Source organism: Actinomyces weissii, from assembly GCF_016598775.1.
Classification (GTDB): Bacteria; Actinomycetota; Actinomycetes; order Actinomycetales; family Actinomycetaceae; genus Actinomyces; species Actinomyces weissii.
The window spans coordinates 1,937,437-1,956,063 of the sequence record NZ_CP066802.1 but is presented as its reverse complement, the minus strand read 5'-3'; the positions used below and the strand labels follow the sequence as shown (position 1 = coordinate 1,956,063).

Genomic DNA, 18,627 nt, shown 5'->3' with positions numbered 1-18,627 from the left:
GCGTGGCCTGTCAAGGGGGTAGGCGCTTGAGGTGGGCTCTGGCCTGTGGTGAAGTGCTGCCGTGAACCTGGAGTCCCTGTTTGCTGACCTGGAGAGCGTCTTCGAGGCGGAGAGGCGCGCGGACCTGGCTGCGGCCGCCCATGAGCTGGCGGAGGCGGAGCTGGGCTCCGTGCGGATGCTGGAGCGGTTGCGGGGGGCCAGCGGGCGCCGGGTCCAAGTGCTATTGCGCGGGGGAGCCGCACTGGGCGGGATGCTGCTGCGCGTGGAGGAGGACCTGCTGCTCGTGCAGGAGGACTCGGGGGTGCAGGCGCTGCTGCCTGCCGCGGCCGTGGTGGCTGCCTGGCCGCTGGGCGCCAAGGCGGTGGTGCAGGCCCCCAGGGGCGGCGTGGGCCTGCGGGCGGCGGCGCGCGCCCTGGTGCGCCGCGGGGTGGTGGTGCGCCTGACGCTGCTGGGCTCAGAGCTGGTGGGGCGGCCGGTCAGGGTGGGGGCGGACCACCTGGACCTCGTCGTCGATGGTGGCTCACCTCTGGGGCCGGGGGCTGGAGGGCGTGTCAGCGTGGCGCTCGACGCCATCGACGCCGTGCGCTCGCTGTGACGCTACTGCCTCAGTCCTCCAGGTCAGCGCGCCCCGCGGCAACCATGTCGCGGGTGGAGGCGTACTGGCGCTGGATGTACTCCTCCAGGGCGGTGTCCTCGATGCGCCAGAGCTTGCGTGCACCGACCTGGATGGCGGGAAGGTCGCCGCTGTGGATCAAGGCGCGCACCGCCTGGGCGGAGAGCTGCAGCTGCTCGGACACGTCGCTGATGGTCAGGAACCGGATACTCATGCCTAGATTGTGACATTATCGTAGGCTAAGCGCTACCGTTAACCATCCCTGAGGGCGCCTAAACCCCTGAAGCAGGCGCCAACAGTGATCGCGAAGCACCAAAGGAGCAGCTCGTGACCGCCCACCGCCCCACCCTGCCACCATCCCTGGGCCCGCTTGCCGTGGCCGGAGGAACAGGGGAGGGCAGCCGGAGTCCCGGCAGGCGCAAGCCCTGGCGTGACCCACGATTCGCCTTGGGGGTGGTCCTGGTGGCGGGTGCGGCCGCGCTCGGGGGCTGGGCCGTGGACAGCGCCGCCGACACCCAGGAGCTCTACGCCCTGGCCGTGGACGTCGCCCCCGGAACAGACCTGACCCAGGAGGGGGTACTGACCGTGGTCTCCTCCCACCCCGGCACCGGCAGCTACGTGGTTGCCGGAGAGCTGCCCGCGCACGCCGTCGCCACCCGCTCCATGAAGGCCGGGGAGCTGCTGCCTGCCGCTGGCGTGTCCCAGGGTACTGACACTGGTATGCGGGCCGTGGTGCTCCCGGTGTCTACCGGCCTGCCCAAGGGCGTAGGGGTAGGCGACCAGGTGGACCTGTGGCTGCTGGCCCGGCCCCAGACGGGCAGGACGGAGGCGGCAGCCCAGCCGGCCCGGATGGTGGCCGGGGGCCTGATCGTCTCTACGGTGGTGGAGCAGGAGAAGACCCTGGTCGGCGGCACCAAGGAGCGGGAGATCGAGGTCCTGGTGCCTGCCGCCGTGCTGCCGGAGGTTCTCGGGGCCCTGGCCGACGGCGGCGCGCTGGTGCTGGTCCCGGTGGGGGCAGGCGTATGAGCACTGCCGTGCTGCTGGCCCTGTCAGGGGACGACACCAGCCTGCTGCGCACGCTGACCGCCCCCGGAACCGGGCTGACTGTGGCCCGCCGCTGCGCCGACCTGGCCGAGCTGCTGGCGGCAGCGGCCGCGGGCCTGGGGCAGCTGGCCGTGATCGACTGCGCGCTGGACCAGGTGGATCTGACGGTCCTGGACCGGCTGGGACGCGCAGGGGTGCGCTGCCTGCTGCTGGCCCCCGCCCAGCAGCTGCCGCAGTGGGGCTCCCTGGGGGCGCCGGTGGAGGACCGGGCGGCAGGGCTGCAGCGGCTCCTGGAGGCGGTCCAGCGCCTGGCCCAGCAGGAGACGTCGCCGGGCCCTGACCTGGCTAGGGAGAGCTCCTGGCCCTTCGCGGAGGCGGGTGGCTGGCCCGGGCAGACCCAGCCGGTGCCAGTCAGCGCCCCCACCCCTGCGGAACCGGGACACGGCGGTTCGACGGCGGCTCTGGTGGACAACCAGCTGGTGGGCTACCCGCCAGCAGGAGCACCGGGCCTGCAGGCGGTCGGCCCTGGTGACGTCGAGAACATGCTCCCGGCTGGCTGGCTGGAGGCCGCCGACCGGGCGGCAGCAGGTCCGGCGGCTGTGGGCGTACCGGCCTACGGCTGGGCGGGAGCCGAGCCAGCGGCTGCTGCTAAGACGCCGGTACTCAGCTGGGCGGAGGCCTTCGGGGCGGCTGCCGACTGTCCTGCCGACGCCGCCCCAGGTGCTGCTGCGCAGGCAGGTGCTGGGGGCGGCGCGGCCCCGGTATGCGGTTCTCCGACGCCGACGTCGCTGCCGACGGTGACGGAGCCGGGCGAGGCTGCCAGTGCTCCGGCTGCGCCGTCGTCACCCTCCAGGGCCTGGATACAGGGGAGGGGGCCGCAGCGTCCGGGGCGGCTGGTGGTGGTCTGGGGGACGGCGGGGGCGCCGGGGCGTTCCACGGTCGCGGCCTCCTTGGCGACGGGGCTGCGGGCGGTGGGGGAGGTGGTCCTGGTGGACGCGGACCTGGAGGCGCCCAGCCTGGTGCAGCTGCTGGGGATGCCGGAGGACTCCTCGGCCTTGGCGACTGCTGCCCGCCTGGCCACCCACGGGGGCCTGGACCAGGAGACCTTCCGGGGCCTGCAGGCGGAGGTGTCTCCGGGGGTGCGGCTGCTGTCCGGGCTGGGCAGGCAGGGGCGGTGGCGGGAGCTGCCGCCGGTGTCCATGGAGGTGGTCTGGAACCGTTGCCGGGCGCAGGCCGACTGGACCGTGGTGGACGTGGCTGGCGGCCTGGTGGAGGACGAGCTTGACGAGCTGACCTTGGAGCCGGGCCGGGGCGCGGTGGTGGCCGATCTGCTGACGCGCGCGGACGTGGTACTGGTGGTGGGCGGCGCGGACCCGGTGGGGGTGCGGCGTCTGCTGCAGATGCTGGCGGAGGTCCGCCCCCAGGGCTGGCAAGGCAGGCTGGAGGTGGTGGTCAACCGGGTGCGGGCCTCTGCCACGGGCCCGTCCCCCAAGCGGGCGGTAAGGGAGGCGCTGTCGCGTTTCGGTGGCCTGCAGGACGTGCTGCTGCTGCCTGAGGACGCCGCCACGGCTGACCGGGCGCTGCTGGAGGGGCGTGCGGTCCTGGAGCTGGCGGCGTCCTCGGAGCTGGGCAAGGCCCTGCATGAGCTGGTGGTGCGGGTGGACCCGGCGGCGGCCCCCGCCCTACGGCAGCGCCAGCGCCAGCGGCGCAAGGATGAGGGGCGGCGGGAGCGGCGCCAGCGTGAGAAGCGCCAGCGTGAGCGGCGGGGCCTGTTCGCGCGCCGCAGGGCCGGGGCGGAGCACAGCTACGGCGTGATGCCGGGGGCGGGTTCTGCTTCGGTCCCGGGGGCGACGGCGGTGCCTGCGGTCGGTTCTGGGCCTGTGCTGGGGGCGGGACCGGGGGCAGCTGCAGCGGCTGGTTCTGGGCCTGTGCCAGGGGCGGGGCTGGGGCCGGGTGGCCCGGTGGGGCAGCCGGTTCCGACCGCGGTGCCTGCTGCTGGCGCCCTGGGGGAACCGCCTGTGGTGCCTGCTGCTGGCGGCCCGGGCGTGCCCGTGGACTGGCCGGGGGCGGGGCCTGCGGGGGACACGCCTCCGCAGCCGTCGGGCCGGCACCGCCGCTGACGTGCACACTGGTGCCATGCGTGTCTATGTTCCTGCTACCGCCGCTGACTTGCGGGCGGCCCAGATCTCTGCGCGTCTGGCTCATGCGGCCACCCGGACCTTGGCTGAGGCCCTGACGGAGGAGGACGAGGAGGGCCTGGAGGTGTCAGCCAGCCTGTGCGCCGCTGATTCCTCCTTGATGCTGCTGGCGGTGCCGGGGGCGGAGACGCTGCCCTCCCGCCGGGTGGTGGTGGCGGCGGACGTGGACGGCGCCAGCGTGGAGGAGCTGGCGGTGGGGGAGGACGTGCTGCCGGGCACGGTGCGCCTGGGAGCGCCGGTGCCGTGGGAGTCTGTGGCGGCGCTGCTGGTTGACGAGGCTGCCGCCGAGGGTGACGTGGAGGCCGCCCGCAGGGGTGATGAGGAGGCCTTTGAGCGGACGGCGGAGGCGGACCTGCTGTGGTTCGACGTCTCTGAGCGCGCCCACCTGGCCGCCGAGCTGGGGGTGTGAGCCTGCGCCTGACTGGCTGCTGACCTGGAGGCCGTGGGGCTGCGGGCCTGCCCGCTGACCTGGAGGTTGCAGGTAGGACCGGATGCTGGCGGCGCCTGCTTCTAGACGGTGGCCTGGTATCAGGCGGTGGCCTGGTCTCAGGTGGCGGTCTGGCGCAGGGTGGAGCCGGTGGCGGTGCGCCGGACCTCGATGCGGTCGGCTATCTGACGGCGTAGCTCTTCCACGTGGGAGACGATGCCGACGGTGCGGCCTCCGGCCTGGAGACGGGCGAGCTCGGCCATGACCTTGTCCAGGGTCTCGGGGTCCAGGGTGCCAAAGCCTTCGTCGATGAAGAGGGTCTCCATGGTGATGCCGCCGGACTCGGTGGCGACCACGTCGGCCAGGGCCAGGGCCAGGGACAGGGAGACGTAGAAGGTCTCCCCGCCGGAGAGGGTCTTGGGGTCGCGGACGGCCTGGTCCCCGAGGTGGTCGATGACGCCCAGGCCCAGGCCCCGGTCCTTGCGGCGGGCGGAGCCGGTCTCGTGGTCCACGTGGGTGAGCTGGTAGCGCCCGGAGGACATCTCGGCCAGGCGCTGGTTGGCGAATACGAGCACCTCCTGGAACCGTTCTACCAGCACCCAGGTGGCCAGGGGGGTGGCGAGGTCGTTGTCCCCGCTGACGAGGGCGGCTACCCGGAGCAAAGCGGCCTGGCTGGCGGTTACCTCCTGCAGGCTGGTGGCGGCGTCCTGGACGCTGGTGCAGGCGTCTTCGAGGGCCTGGTGCTGGGAGCGGGCCCGTTCCAGGGCGCGCACGGCCTGCGTGTGCCGGGTGTCGGCCTGCGTGCGCGCCTCCTGGGCGGCTGGCAGGTCGGCCTGCTCCTGGCCGGTGAGCGTGGTGATCTCGGGCTCGGCCAGGGCCAGGCGGACTCGTTGCCGCTGGGCACGGGCGTCGTCCACCTGGGTGCGCAGGGCCTTCAGCTCGGCTGGGGGCAGGCGCAGGGACTCCGCCTGCTGGAGGCTGGCAAGGCCTTCTGCGCGCAGCACCTGGGCCAGGTCAGTGTGGGCCTGGGCCACGGCCTGGGCGTCTGCCAGGCAGCGGGTGAGGGCCTGGGTGCAGGCCTCGTAGGCCTCGGCCCGCTGGGTCAGGGCGGCGATCCGGGCCTGGACGCTGGGGGCACCGTCCTGGGCCTGGCGGACCTTCTGGGTGTCCGCCTCCAGGGTATCCTGCTGGACCTGGAGGGCCGCGGCTGCGGCCTGGTTGCGGGCCTTGGCGGCGGCGGCCTCCTGGGCCAGGCGGGCGGTGGCCTGGGTGAAGCCAGCGGCCTGCTCCTCCAGGTCCTTGAGGGGCTGGGCGGCCTGCTGCGCCGTCGCCAGCTCCTGCTGGGCGGCCTGCAGGGCGGCGCTGGTATGGGCCTGGCCCTGGTTGCCTGCCTGGGTGACGGCGGCCTCCAGCCGCTCCTGGAGGGACTGGCGCTGCATCACGGTGTCCTGGAGGTACTGGCGGGCCTGGCTGGCGTGGGCCTCGGCGGCCTCGACCTGGGCGCGGCTGACGGTGCCCTCCTCGACGGGGGCGGGGTGTGGGTGCTCGGTGGAGCCGCAGACGGGGCAGGGACTGTCTGCTTCCAGCTCTGCAGCCAGGTTCCCGGCGGTGGTGGCGATCCAGCGGCGCCGTTGGGCGTGTACCGCCTCCTCAGCCTGCTGGGCGGCCTGCGCGGCGGCATCGACGGCCTCCTGCGCCCGCGTGTGCTGCTGCGTGAGCTGGTCGGCCAGGGCGGCGGCCTGGTGGCGGGCCTGCGCCTGGTCGTGGGCGACCTTGAGGGCGGGCAGGGAGTCCTGGGCGGCCTGCGCCGTCGCGAGCCTGGCGTGCAGGGCCTCAAGCTGTGCGGGTCGGGCCGACAGCTCGGCCTCCACCTGGCTGAGGTCCTGCTCGGCCTGCGCCAGGGCCGCGGCCTGGGCGGTCAGGTCCTGCTCCCGCTGGGGCAGCCCGGCCTCGGTGCTAGCCAGGGCGGTCAGGGTCCCGGCCTGCTGCCTGGTGCTCTGGGCGGCGGCGGTGAGTGTCTGGGTGGCGTTGGCCAGCAGCTCCTCGCCGGGGAGCTGGGCGTCAGCACCGGTGGGCCGGGACGCGGGTGCCTCGGGTCCGCTGCCGGGGCTGGCTGTCTTAGAGCGGAGCGTGCCCGGGAGGCGGGGGGAGGCTGAGGCGGGGTCTTCCAGGGAGCCTGCGGCTGCGCTGCCGCTGGGCTGTGCGGCGGGCACCTGCACGGGTGCACCGGGCAGGGCTTCGGTAGCCTCGGGCGCACCGGGGGTGCTGGAGGCACTGGTTTCCAGGGTGGGGCTGCTGGTGGCGTCCTGGAGCAGGCGCAGGCCCTGCTGGGCGGAGCTGCTGACCTCCACGATGGCGGGCTGGGGCTGTGCCAGGAGCGTGGTGGCGGCCTCCACGCTGGCTGTGGCGCTGGCCTGGGCCCGGGAGAGCACCTGCGCGGGGGTGCTGGTGTGGGCGGCGGCCTCGGCCTGCGCGAGCCGCTGCTCGCGCTCCTGCTGCTGGGGTGCCTGGGCCTCCTGCTGGGCCTGTTCCTCCAGGAGCCTGCGGCGTCGTTCCAGGCGGTTGGCCAGGTCACGGACCTGCTCCAGCTGGTGGGTGGCTTGGTCCCGGTCCTGCTGGGCCTGGGCCTCCTGCCCCTCCAGCTGATCCAGCCGGGTGGACGAGGCCTGGAGGGTGCCGTCAAGCACCTGGGACAGGCGCTCTGGGTGGGGCGGAGTCTCGGCGCTGGCTGCCAGGAGACGGTCGGCGGTGGAGAGGACGACCGGCGGCGCCGCAGCACCCGCAGCACCCGCACTGCCCTCGTCGCCCGCAACGCTCTCACTGCCCGCCTCGCTCGAACCACCCGCAGCGCCTTCACCGCTCGCACTGCCCGCCTCGCTCGAACCACCCGCAGCGCCTGTACCGGTGGCGCTCGCGCTTGCGCCCCCGTCCTCCGCCTCCGGCCTCTCCTGGGCAGTGCCGTCTCCCGCTGACACCGCGGGGGAGGGCTGGGGACTACGGTCAGCCGTGCTGCTTGGCCCGGGTTCCGCCGGAGTGTCGCCCTCCGGCTGGGCCCCGGAGCTGCCTGCGGCGTCGTAGGTGCTTAGCAGGGTGAGGAGGTGCTGGACGGTGGCGTCCAGGTTGGTGCGGGCTGCTTGGCTGCGGCGCTTGGCCTCGCGGGAGCGTTCAGCGATCTGCTCCTGCACGCGGTCGTAGACGCCGGTGCCGAACACGTCCCGCAGCAGCTGGTGGCGTTCGGCGGAGCTGGCGCGCAGGAACTGGGCGAACTTGCCTTGGGGGAGCACCACGGTCTGGGTGAGCTGCTCGCGGCTGAGCCCCACCACGCGCGCGACCTCCGCCCCGACCTCCCGGGGCCCGCTGACAGGCTCCTCCGTGGGGCTGGCGTCTGGGTCTGCCAGGCGCCACAGGTGGGCGGTGGCCTTCTCGGTGGTGGTGCCGCCGCCGCGTTTCTTGGGGCGCTGGTACTCGGGGCTGCGGCGCAGCCGGTAGGTGCCTGCGCTGGTGGAGAAGACGAGCTCCACGACGGTCCGGGTGGTGGCCTCGGCGTGGGTGGAGCGGATACGTGCCTTGGAGGAGTCCTCGGAGTCGGCCACCTGCCCGTAGAGGGCGAAGACGATGGCGTCAATGATGGTGGTCTTGCCTGCGCCGGTGGGCCCGGTGAGCAGGAAGCGCCCGGAGGCGGCAAAGCGGTCAAAGTCGATCTGCTCGGTGCCGGGGTAGGGGCCGACAGCGGTCATGGTGAGGCTGTGTACGCGCATCAGCGGGAGCCTTCCTGGTTGCGTGCGGCCTCGTAGGCCTCCCGGAGCACGGCGCTTTCTGCGGGGGTGGGGGCGCGGCCTCCGGCGGCCGCCAGGAAGGCGTCTGCGACCTGGGGCAGGTCCGCCTGGCGGTGTAGGGCGGGCACGCTGCCTGCCGCTAGTGCGGGGGCCACCCGGGTCAGGGCCAGGAGATTGGGGAAGCGACGGCGTAGGCGGGCGGTGGCGTCGTGCACGAGCTCGCCGGTGAGCTCTACCCGCAGCCAGGCCGCCTCCAGGCCGTCGTGCTGGGGGGAGAGGAGCTCTTCAAGGCTGCCCCGCAGGGTCAGGACCTGGTGGGTCTGGGGGGTGGGGACCAGCTCGCTGCGGGTCACGCCCTTGGGGCCGAGCTCCAGCAGCACGGAGGACTTGGGGTAGGGGGCCTCGGAGAAGGAGAAGGGCAGGGGGGAGCCGCTGTAGCGCAGCAGCGGCAGGGGTGTGCCGGTGGACTCCACCTGCTGGCGCAGGGCGGCGGGGAGCTTCACCTGCTGGGGCCGGTGCAGGTGCCCGAGGGCCGCATAGTCCAGGCCGCCGCTGGCGGGGGCGTGGGGAGAGCCGCCCAGGGTGGCGAAGACCTGCGAGGGCACCAGGTCCACGCCCCCCACCTTGATGTCCCGCTCGGACTCACTGGGCTGGGCGGACTCGGCGTCGCTGGCGCCAGGGCCGGTGGGGGAGACGAAGGCGTGGGCCATCACGACGGCGGGCAGGCGGCGGCTCGCGCCCTGGCGCTGCCGGGCCAGGTCCGCGGCCACCAGCCGCAGGGCGCCGCTGACCACCGCCTCATGGGAGCGGGGCAGGCGGGGGCTGCCGGGAGGCTCCTGGCTGGCGGGGGGCGCGAGGCTGGCGGAGTGCTCCGGGGCAGCGGGGACGGTCTGCTGCTCCGGGACCTCGCCCGGGCTCTCCCCGAGGCGTGCGGAGAGCAGTGGCGGCAGGGACCAGCGGGCGGACTCGGGGTCCAGGTAGGGCAGGGCGTAGACGAGCGCGCCAGGGCGGCCTGCGGAGTCCGGCAGGGTGATGGCACGGTCTACGCCGTCGGCCCGGGCCTGGATGACCAGGCCCTCCCGCAGCAGGGAGGAGGCGAAGCCCAGGCGCTGGGCGGAGTCGTGGTTGCCGGGGGTGAGGACCACGCGGGTGCGTTCGCTCAGGCGGCGGAGCGTCTCGTCCAGGAGCTGGACGGACTGCTGGGGCGGGACCGTGCGGTCGTAGACGTCCCCCGAGACCAGCACGGCATCCACCTTCTCGGCGCGCACCAGCTCCAGCAGGTGCTCGGTGAAGGCGGCGTGGGCGTCATCCAGGACGCGCCCGTGAAAGGTGCGCCCCAGGTGCCAGTCGGAGGTGTGCAGGATCCGCATGGATTCAGCCTCTCACAGGGGTCTGACAGGAACTCGCGCAGGCCAGGGCGGTCGGGGCGCGGGCCGTCCTGCCAGGCCTGTGCGGGTCTGGCGGCCCCGGCGCGCTCCCGACGGCGTGGCGGCCGTCTGCCTCAAGGCTGGTCCGGCCGGGTGCCGGGGGCCTCCGGGGCCGGGCTGCCGGACAGGGCCTGCGCCTCCTGCTCCCGGCCCGCCTCCCGGTAGGCGGTGGCCAGGTTCCTCCGGGAGGTGAGGGTGTCAGGGTGGTCAGGACCCAGGACCCGGGCGCGGTCCTCAAGGTTCTGGGAGTGCAGGCTAATGGCCTCCTGCAGACGACGAGCGTCCTGGTAGGCGGTGGCGAGGTTGTTGCGGGCGGTAAAGGTCTGGGGGTGGTCCGGGCCCAGCACGCGCGCGTGGTCGGCAAGGCTCTGCTCGTACAAGGAGGTGGCCTCCCGCAGGCGCCCCGCCTCCTGGTAGGTGTAGGCCAGGTTGTTGCGGGCGGTGAGGGTGTCAGGGTGGTCGGCCCCCAGGAGGCGGGCGCGGTCAGCGAGGTTCTGCTCGTACAGGCGCGTGGCTTCCTGCAGGCGGCCTGCGTCCGCGTAGGCGTAGGCCAGGTTGTTACGGGCCTGCAGGGTGTGGGGGTGGTCGGGGCCCAGTACACGGGTACGGTCCGTGAGGTTCTGCTGGTACAAGGTGACGGCGTCCTGGAGGCGTCCGGCGTCCGCGTAGGCGCTGGCTAGGTTGTTGCGGGAGGTTAGGGTCTCGGGGTGGTCAGGTCCCAGGACGCGGGCGCGGTCCGCAAGGTTCTGCTCGTACAGGGGGATGGCGTCGCTAAGACGGCCAGCCTCCTGGTAGGCGCCAGCCAGGTTGTTGCGGGCTAGCAGGGTGTCAGGGTGGTCCGGACCGAGAAGCCGGGCAACTAGGGCAACGGCCTCCTCCAGGCAGACTGCGGCCTGCGGCGCTCCCAGGGCGGAGGCCTCGTCAAGGGCCAGGCACAGCGCCTCCACCACGGGCTCCTGGCTGAAGAGCTCTTGTGACAGCTCCTGCTCGGCGATGGCCGTCAGCTGGTCCGTCAGGGCCAGGGCCTGCTGCCGGGTGTCGTGAAAGGTGTCCGGTGCCCGCTGGGGCAGGTCGGCGGCACCCAGGACGGCGGCGGCGCTCGCGATCATCTCCGTCCGGCTGCCTGCCCACACCTCCCGGAGCACCCGGGCCTGCAGGCCGTGAAGCAGCACCAGCTGACCGTCAGAGGACCTCTGGCACACTGAGTGCTCAACCAGGTCGGCCAGGGCGGCCCTGGTCAGGTCCTTCCTTCCAAGGGCCTTGGTCAGCCACTCACCGGGTACGCCTGAGGCGGCGAGCCAGGACAGGGCCTCCAGCTGTCTGCGAGCGAGCTGGCCGCGTGCCCGGTCGGAGCGGCAGATGTCGTCCAGGGCCGATTCCGCCGCGAACCACAGGGCTACGGCCACCGCCTCCGGGTACTCGTCCCCCTCCTGCCGGGTCACCGCCCGTTCCAGGGAGGCGCAGCGTAGACGCTCCGCGTACTCCTCGAAGGAGCAGTCCTCGCGCCGTATCGTGGCCGCTGCCTGGGACAGGGCCAGTGGCAGGTCCCCTAGCAGGTCCGCGAGCCTGTCTGCCTGCGTCTCCTGGAGGCTGGGCAGCTGCGAGCGTAGGAAGCCGACTGACTCCTCACGCTCGAACACTCCCACCGGTACCCGCTCCCGGTCCTGCCATATCTGCTGCCTGGTGGTGGTCGCCAGCAGGCGGAGCCCCGCTCCCCGGGGAGCCAGGCCCTCCAGGTCGTCAAGGTCCTCCACGTTGTCAAGGACGACCAGGCGGTCAGCGGCCGGGCTGGAGGCCAGGTGGCTCAGGCAGCGCCGGGCCAGTTCCTCCTTGGTGTCGTCCTTGCCTGCGGGCAGGTGCAGCAGGAGGCCCAGATCGGCCAGGTCTGCCACCAGGGAGTCGCGGGACTGGGCATGCAGCCAGGCCACCAGCGGCCAGCCCTGCTCCTCGCACCTCTGTGCCAGCAGGGAGGCGAGCTGGGACTTGCCTGAGCCGCGCATCCCCACCAGGGCGGTCCTTTCGGCGCCCTGGTCCAGGACCGCCGTCATCAGGGTCTCCACCTGCTGGCGCTCCACGAAGTCTGCGGTCACACGCGGGCGGCTGCCGGAGCGGATGTGCTGGGCAGGCCCAGGGACTGCATTGGCACTGAGCCCGTCCATCTGCTGCTTCATCTGCTCCTGCCCGGCCCGCAGGTGGCTGATGCCGTCCTCTATACGTCTCTGCCTGTCCTGCAGGCTGCTGACCCCGGCCTCCAGGCGCTCCGTGGAGTCCAGCAAGGTGGTGAAGGCGGCCAGGTCAAAGCTCTGCGACCCCGGGGCCACCCGGGTGAAGGCGTGGGCGGACTCCTCCAGCAGGCGGTCAAAGAAGTGCTCGGCGGCGGACTCCACGTGCTGGCGCCTACCTGTGGCGCTGCGCCTGAGCAGGGCCGGAAAGTCCTCGGGCTGCCGCACGGCTGCCAGGATCAGCTCCCTGTCACCGCAGGCGTCGCTGATGGCCAGGGAGACCTCGGTGACCACGCCCCCGAGAAGCTCCTGCGCGTTTCCCGCTTGCGCGCACTGGCGCTGCACCTGCGCAATCTCCTGGGCCAGCTGGCTCTCCAGCTCCGCCGCGAGCTCTCGTGACAGCTCTTCCTGCTGCGGGCCGCCGTCAAGCATCTGCCGCAGAAGCTGCCACCGTGCTGCTGCGTCAGTGGCCGAGCCTAGTCCGTCCGCCACTAGGCTCAGACCTCCGGCAGCAGCAGACTGGCCTGTGAGCCAGGCTCCGGCGGCTAGGAACTTAAGCAGGCTGGTGGTGGCTGGCAGCAACGTCTGTGAACGCACGGGGAGAATCCTAGAGCGTGCTTCCTGGCAAGCGGTCAGCCAGGCTCGGCCCTGTCACCGCACCGCGCAGGTCCGGGCAGCCCTCCCCGGGTACCCGTGGACCGCATGGGTAGCACGGCACTGGTCCCCATACACTTTGGGTACTGCCCGTGCATACCTTGTGGGTATCCGCAAGGTTCCCTAGAAAGGTACTCCAATGCGCAAGCGCAGCGACCTCCTCCTCTCCCGTCGTCGCCTCCTGGGCGTGCCGGTCCTGGCAGCCCTGGCAGGCGCCCTGACCGCCTGCGGTGACGAGTACGCCAGCCCCAAGCCGCCCGCCACCGGCGCCTCCGGCGGCTCCACCCCGGGGGCCCCGGCCTCCGGCGCCCCGGCCCACACCCCGGCAGCCGTGCCCGTCCCCGCTGGCACCACCATGCGTATCGACAACCTGGCAAAAGGCAAGCACAGCATCGAGATGACGGTGGGTCCCGTCATCCGCGTGGACGACAGCTCCTCCCTGCTCAAGGTCGTCGCCCACCGGCCCCAGGACGACCCCGGTGCCGACGAGCAGATCTACCCGCCACTGCCTGAGCTCTGGCTCGGCAGCCAGTCCGCCGAGAACCAGGGAACCCGCCCGCTCCGGCTGGTCGACACCGCCAACCGCAGGGTGTGGGTCAGCACCCAGACCGCCGAGCCCAAGGACCCCTTCGTGGAGAAGGGCGACACCAACGAGTACTACTTCAGCTTCGGGGCTATCGACGCCGGGACCACCAGGCTGGTCGCCATGCTCTCAGAGACCGGCTTCTTTGAGGTGGAGGTGGTGGAGGCTGCCACCGTGCCGGGCGTAGACGGCAAGGCCCTGGTGGCCGCCGCCGCACCGGAGCCGAACCGGTCGGCACCGCTGGACCTGGAGTTCTACGCCCGCGCCTTTGACGGCTCCAGCGGCTCGCTCACCACCAGCAAGGACGTGACCCTGTCCCTGTCCGGTGACGTCACCTTCGCCACCGACTCCGCTGATCTCAGCGCCACCGCTGACGCCGGCCTGCAGGTGGGGGCCCTGCTCATCAAGGCCTACCCTGATGGCGGCAGCATGACCATCACGGGCCACACCGATGACGTCGCCGAGGACGCCTACAACCTGACCCTCTCCGAGAAGCGCGCCCAGACCGTGCACCAGCGCCTGGGAGAGCTGGTGGACCTGTCCAAGTGGCAGGTGGAGGTCGTCGGCAAGGGCGAGACCGAGCCCAAGATCAACGACACCACCGAGGAGGCCCGGGCCGCCAACCGGCGGGTGGAGGTGGTGCTGACCCCCACCGGCGGCACCAAGCTGCTGCCCAAGCCCGACGGGGCGGCTGCCCAGGTCCCAGAACCCAAGGGGCCTAGCGCCACCGGCGCGGCAGGGGTGAAGGTGGTTGACCCGCACAGCCAGGACGAGGTCACCATCTACCTGGACCAGGTCACGCGCCGGGGCCAGGTGCTGCTGGGCGAGTTCCGGGTGGTGGGCGGAAAGGTCGCCCTGTCCTCCAGCCTGAACGTCTGGTTCCGCGACTCCGTGGGCAGCGCCGAGTACACGGCCCGTGGGGAGAAGGCGGGACTGAGCCCCTTCTCCGCGGCCAGCGGCGTGACCCTGGCGGTGGACGGCCAGTACGTCTTCCCGCTGGACTACCTGCCGCTGGGCGCGGACGGGCACCGTCCGCTCGCGGAGCTGGACCTGGACGAGTACGCGCAGGAGGGCAAGACCTACCGGGTGCTGGTGGTCTGGCCGGACACGGGCGGCTCCACGGTCACCGTGGACCGGGCGGACGACAGGGAGAGCCACGCCAACCCCTGGCGCCTGACCGACGTCCCCGTGGTAGAGGCCTGACAGGCGCCTACTGCCCCTGGAGCGCACGCGGCACCGTAAGTACCCCGCTCCCGAGAACGCGGCGGCCCGGCACAGGATCACCCCGTGCCGGGCCGCCGCCTCTGCCAGCAGCCTCAGGCGGCCACGACGTCGGTAGCCACCAGGGCGATAATCACCAGGCCCAGCGCCACCCGGTAGACCAGGAAGCTGGTGAACTTGTTGGAGGAGACGAAGCGCAGCAGCCAGGCGATAGTCGCGTAGGCCACCACCCCGGAGGTCAGGGTGGCGATTCCCGTGGCCGCCCAGCCGATCTCCGGGGAGCCGATCTCGTGGAAGGCAGTGACCGCCTCCAGGGCCCCCGCCGCCACCAGCGCCGGAATACCCATGAAGAAGGACAGGCGCGTGGCCGTAACCCGGTCAAAGCCCCGGAACAGGCCCGCCGAGATCGTGGCGCCGGAGCGGGAGATACCCGGCAGCACCGGGGCCAGGGCCTGGAAGCCGCCGATAATCAGGGCGTCCACCAGCGTCACGTCACGCATGCCCTTGGTCAGGTTGGTGCGCCGGTCCGCCAGCCACATAACCGCCGACCACACGATCAGCGCGCCCGCGATCACCCACAGGGAGCGGGAGGTGACCTCGATAAAGTCCTTCAGCAGCAGGCCGATAGCCGCCACCGGCACGGACCCCAGGATGATGCCCCAGCCCAGGGTGTAGTCCGGGTCCTGACGCTGCTCCTTGGAGCGCAGCCCCCGCAGCCAGGCGGTCACGATCCGCACGATGTCCCGCCAGAAGAACACGACGGCAGCCAGGATCGCCCCCACCTGGATCACGGCGGTGAAAGCGGTCATCCCCACCGAGTCGATCTCGTAGCCGAGCAGCTTCTCGGCGATATTCAGGTGCCCGGTGGAGGACACGGGCAGGAACTCGGTAATGCCTTCGATAACGCCGAGGATGACGGCGTGCAGCCAGTTCATAGGGCTCCCAGGTCGCAGGTACGGGGAGGCCCCAGGCTACCGCCGCCCCGCCCCGGCGCCCTGCCGAGAGCGTGTGGCAACGGCCTCAGTCAGGGCCCAGAGCCTGAGCCAGAGCCTTCAGCCCCGGGCGCGGAGCCTTCAGTCACTGTCCTGCCCCAGCAGCGCCAGGGCAGCCTCGTGCAGGTGGCCGTTGGTGGCCAGGGCGTCCCCGCCCCAGGGGCCCGGGGCGCCGTCCAAGGAGGTGAAACGGCCGCCCGCCTCCGTGACGATCGGTACCAGCGCCGCCATGTCGTACAGGTTCAGCTCCGGCTCGGCCGCCAGGTCCACGGCCCCCTCCGCCACCAGCATGTAGGACCAGAAGTCCCCGTAGGCGCGGGTGCGCCAGCACTGCTGCATGAGCGAGAGCATGGCCCGCAGGCGCCTGCGCTCCGCCCAGCCGGACAGGGAGGAGTAGGACAGGGAGGCGTCCGCCAGCAGCGCCACCCCTGAGGCGCGGACCTGCCTGGCGGAGGACAGGCTGCGGCCCGTCCAGGCCCCGCCGCCCTTGACCGCCCACCAGCGCCGTCCCAGGGCAGGGGCGGAAACCAGGCCCACCACCACCTCCTCGTCCTCCACGAGCCCGATCAGGGTGGCCCACACGGGCACGCCCCGCACATAGCTCTTGGTGCCGTCGATCGGGTCCACCACCCACTTGCGGGAGGAGTAGCCGGTGGTGCCGAACTCCTCGCCCACCACCGCGTCCCGCCCGCGGGCGCGCGCCAGGTGCTCACGGACCAGGGTCTCGGTGGCGCGGTCGGCGTCCGTGACCGGGGTCAGGTCCGGCTTGGTCTCCACCTCAAAGTCCTGGGCCTCGAAGCGCGCCGCCGTGAGCTTGTCCGCGTGGTCGGCGATCAGGTGCGCCAGGTGCAGGTCGTCACGCCAGCGGCGCTCGGGCGTAGGTGACACCGGGGAAGTCATGTGTCCACGGTAACGGGGCGGGGCGCGCCTGCCGCCCACCGACACCAGCCCGCCCCCAGGCGGTGTGTGAGGAGCCGCCGAGGAGCCGCCGAGCAGCAGGCGGACGGCCCCAGGCAGGCGGGCGACGTCGGCGCCGTCAGGAGCCTGGGGAGCCCTGCCCCCGGGTGCGCCGTCGCCACCAGCGGAGGACCGTTACGACGCCGCCGCAGGTGCCTGCCACCAGCATCACCCAGCCGGAGACGCGCTCGGCCACCAGGCTCGGGGTGCTCGGGTCCACCCCCTCCGGGAGCCTTCCCAGCCAGTTTCGTAGCAAGGGCTCCGTGACAGCGCCTACGGGTAGCAGCAGGCGCGCCACCAGGCCGCCCAGGCCCCCGCTCCGCCACAGCGCCCCCAGGGCCCCCAGAGGCACCCCGGCCACCACCGCCGTCACGAACCAATGCAGGTTCTCTGCCCACACCCCAGGAGGCATGATCCCCAGCAGACGGCCCAGGGCGTAGTGGAGCACCAGGGAGAGCTCCCCGGTCAGGACTGCCGCCCAGGCGCCGCGCAGGGGACGTGCCAGCACCGCTCCTGCCGCCAGCTGGGCTGCCGCCCACAGCACACCGGTGTTGAGCAGGAGGGAGACCACCCAGCGGGCTACGGAGAGCTGGTCGGGGACTTGGCGGGACAGCATGGCCAGGCTCTGGAGGTTGCTCAGCAGGGAGCACACCGCGAGCCCGGTGCTCAGCAGCGCGACCACCAGCCAGGGCGACCACCTGCCGGCTGTAGCCGCCGGAGCCTTGCGGTGCTGCGACATAGTCGCATCCTAGGCGCCTCCAGGGTCGGGTGCTGCACCGGCAGGGTGACGCTTTGGTCAGCCTGCGGGAGGCGCCCCCACCCGCTGGCCGCCGGGCTGCGGGCAAGGTGCTAGCGGCCCGGGGCGCGTCGGGGAGCCTCGCCCAGGGCCTCGATCCGTGCCAGCAGCGCCTCCACGGCCTCGTCCTGGCTGCACCGGGGGTCGGGCAGGTCGATCTGCGGCTGCGGGGGCTCGTCCAGGCGCACGTGCGCCCAGCCGACGGACAGGGCACGGCCGGTGCGCTCGCAGGCCTCCACCACCCGGCCCCGCAGCCCCGCCCGGGTGCCGCCAGGCGGCTGGGTGCGGGCCGCCGCCACCACGTCTGCGGGCACGAGCGGGCGCATCAGGCCCGCGGCGCTCAATGCCTCCCGCAGGCCGGTGGACCGGGACAGGTCGTGGTAGGCGAGCTCGGCGCGGCGCACCTGCGGGTCGGCCCAGCCCTGCGGGGCGCGCTGCGCCACCCGCGACAGCACCCGGTGCTTGACCGCCCAGTCCAGCTCGGTGGACACCGGCGCGGCCTCGCCCGTGCGCAGCGCCTGGGCGCCCCGGCGGGCCAGCTCCAGGACCTCCTTGGTCAGGGCGTCCGTGCCCAGGCCGGGGGCGCCTGCCAGCCGCTCCAGCACCAGCTCCAGCAGGTCGGGGCAGGCCAGGGGCGGGCGGCCCCCGCGGCGCGGGCAGAGGGTAGCAGGGGCCAGGTTCCAGGTCCGGGCGGCCTGCACGGGGTCAAGCAGCTCGCACTCGGCCAGGTCCCAGCCCTCCTGCTCCACCAGGGTCAGGACGGCGTCCAGCAGCACCACCTTCACGGCGGTGCCCCAGGGGCTCATGGCGGAGTCCCCGGCCACCACGTGCAGCCGCCGCCACCTGGCGGGGTCCGCGTGCGGCTCGTCGCGGGTGTTGACGAAGGCCCGCTCGTGGGTGGGGTCGGCAGAGGACACCGCGCTGATGTGCTCCGCCCGGGCCGAGTAGCGCAGGGGCCACAGGGGCAGGCCGGGCGCGGGCACCTCCTCGCCCCGTGCAGGCAGGGCCGTCCCCAGCGCAGGCAGCGCCCCCGCCCCCGTAAGCACCTGGCGGGCCGCGAGGAAGCCCACCAGGCCAGGCAGGGGTAGGCGGGTGCCCCGGGCCACCTGGTAGTTCTCGTGGCAGCCGAAGGTCGATCCCCAGGCGTCCGTGTTCGACTTGAGCACGTGCACCCGCACACCAGCCGGGGCGAGCCGCTCGTTCGCGGCCTGCGTCAGGTCCGCCAGCAGCGCGTCCCCCGCCAGGTCCTGGGCCACCACGTCGCTGGCCCACAGGCACTCGGGGCCCGCGTACTCCGGGTGGCTGCCCACGTCCACGTAGAGGCGGGCACCGGCGGTGGTGAAGCGGTGGGTGCCGCTGCGGGGGCTCTCCACGGGCCGGAAGACCTCCTGTACCGCCTCCTCCACGCTCAGCGGCACCCCCGCGGCCCCTGGTCCCAGGGACGTGCTGGTGACCCCGTACTCGGTCTCGATCCCGACGACCCGGTGCAGCGGCCCGGCAGGGGAGCCCTTCACTGGCCGCCTTTCTGGCGGAAGCCCTGCACGAAGGTCAGGGCGTTGACCTCCAGCACGTCGGTGATCTCGTCCAGGACCTCGTCCAGGCCCTGGACCTGGGTGGTCGGGGCGGCAGGCGGGGCCGTGGGCTCGGGCTCGGGGGCTTCCTCATGGGAGGTCTGGGCGTGGATACGGTCAGTCATGCTCTGCTCCGGCTGTCTCTT

Annotated in this window: 14 protein-coding genes; 5 read left to right on the top strand and 9 right to left on the bottom strand. The window is 73.0% G+C overall.

Going from position 1 to position 18,627, the window contains the following annotated elements; translation table 11 throughout:
- Positions 1-61: 61 nt before the first annotated feature.
- Complete coding sequence (locus tag JG540_RS07915) at positions 62-595, top strand: Fis family transcriptional regulator (RefSeq protein ID WP_200275166.1); 534 nt, start codon at positions 62-64, stop codon at positions 593-595.
- A 10-nt stretch (positions 596-605) separates the two neighbouring features.
- On the opposite strand, the gene JG540_RS07910 is transcribed toward JG540_RS07915, so the two are convergent.
- Positions 606-827 (bottom strand): helix-turn-helix domain-containing protein, encoded by a 222-nt coding sequence (locus JG540_RS07910; protein WP_200275164.1) that lies wholly within the window; start codon positions 825-827, stop codon positions 606-608.
- A 113-nt stretch (positions 828-940) separates the two neighbouring features.
- Here JG540_RS07910 and JG540_RS07905 point away from each other — a divergent pair, with 113 nt between their 5' ends.
- Genes JG540_RS07905 through JG540_RS07895 form a run of 3 tightly spaced genes read left to right on the top strand, consistent with a single transcriptional unit; the run spans position 941 to position 4,264 of the window.
- Complete coding sequence (locus tag JG540_RS07905) at positions 941-1,639, top strand: hypothetical protein (RefSeq protein ID WP_234042749.1); 699 nt, start codon at positions 941-943, stop codon at positions 1,637-1,639.
- Entirely contained in the window at positions 1,636-3,777 is a 2,142-nt protein-coding gene (locus JG540_RS07900) for an AAA family ATPase (RefSeq protein ID WP_200275162.1), read from the top strand. The genes JG540_RS07905 and JG540_RS07900 overlap by 4 nt, the downstream gene beginning before the upstream one ends.
- Positions 3,778-3,793: 16 nt before the next feature.
- A complete protein-coding gene (locus JG540_RS07895; RefSeq protein ID WP_200275160.1) occupies positions 3,794-4,264 on the top strand; it encodes a DUF6912 family protein in 471 nt (156 codons plus the stop codon).
- 137 nt (positions 4,265-4,401) lie between these two features.
- On the opposite strand, the gene JG540_RS07890 is transcribed toward JG540_RS07895, so the two are convergent.
- The 3 genes from JG540_RS07890 to JG540_RS10615 form a co-directional block, all read right to left on the bottom strand.
- Positions 4,402-8,040 (bottom strand): AAA family ATPase, encoded by a 3,639-nt coding sequence (locus JG540_RS07890; protein WP_200275158.1) that lies wholly within the window; start codon positions 8,038-8,040, stop codon positions 4,402-4,404.
- A complete protein-coding gene (locus tag JG540_RS07885; protein ID WP_200275156.1) occupies positions 8,040-9,428 on the bottom strand; it encodes an exonuclease SbcCD subunit D in 1,389 nt (462 codons plus the stop codon). Before JG540_RS07885 ends, JG540_RS07890 begins: the two co-directional genes overlap by 1 nt.
- Positions 9,429-9,559: 131 nt before the next feature.
- Positions 9,560-12,304 carry a tetratricopeptide repeat protein gene (locus tag JG540_RS10615; protein WP_267977935.1) on the bottom strand — a complete coding sequence of 915 codons (2,745 nt, stop codon included), beginning with the start codon at positions 12,302-12,304 and terminating at the stop codon, positions 9,560-9,562.
- 196 nt (positions 12,305-12,500) lie between these two features.
- On the opposite strand from JG540_RS10615, the gene JG540_RS07875 reads away from it, so the two are divergent.
- Complete coding sequence (locus JG540_RS07875; RefSeq protein WP_200275154.1) at positions 12,501-14,147, top strand: OmpA family protein; 1,647 nt, start codon at positions 12,501-12,503, stop codon at positions 14,145-14,147.
- A 113-nt stretch (positions 14,148-14,260) separates the two neighbouring features.
- Here JG540_RS07875 and JG540_RS07870 read toward each other — a convergent pair whose 3' ends face one another.
- The 5 genes from JG540_RS07870 to JG540_RS07850 all read right to left on the bottom strand — a co-directional run bounded on the left by JG540_RS07870 (position 14,261) and on the right by JG540_RS07850 (position 18,606).
- Entirely contained in the window at positions 14,261-15,100 is an 840-nt protein-coding gene (locus tag JG540_RS07870) for an undecaprenyl-diphosphate phosphatase (RefSeq protein WP_200275152.1), read from the bottom strand.
- 138 nt (positions 15,101-15,238) lie between these two features.
- Complete coding sequence (hisN, locus tag JG540_RS07865) at positions 15,239-16,057, bottom strand: histidinol-phosphatase (RefSeq protein ID WP_200275150.1); 819 nt, start codon at positions 16,055-16,057, stop codon at positions 15,239-15,241.
- A gap of 136 nt (positions 16,058-16,193) precedes the next feature.
- Positions 16,194-16,853 (bottom strand): hypothetical protein, encoded by a 660-nt coding sequence (locus JG540_RS07860; protein ID WP_200275149.1) that lies wholly within the window; start codon positions 16,851-16,853, stop codon positions 16,194-16,196.
- Between the two features lie 110 nt (positions 16,854-16,963).
- On the bottom strand, positions 16,964-18,424 hold the full coding sequence (locus tag JG540_RS07855; protein ID WP_200275147.1) for a proteasome accessory factor PafA2 family protein: 1,461 nt from the start codon (positions 18,422-18,424) through the stop codon (positions 16,964-16,966).
- Positions 18,421-18,606: a ubiquitin-like protein Pup gene (locus tag JG540_RS07850; RefSeq protein WP_200275145.1), complete on the bottom strand. Its 186-nt coding sequence runs from the start codon at positions 18,604-18,606 to the stop codon at positions 18,421-18,423. Before JG540_RS07850 ends, JG540_RS07855 begins: the two co-directional genes overlap by 4 nt.
- Positions 18,607-18,627 lie beyond the last annotated feature (21 nt).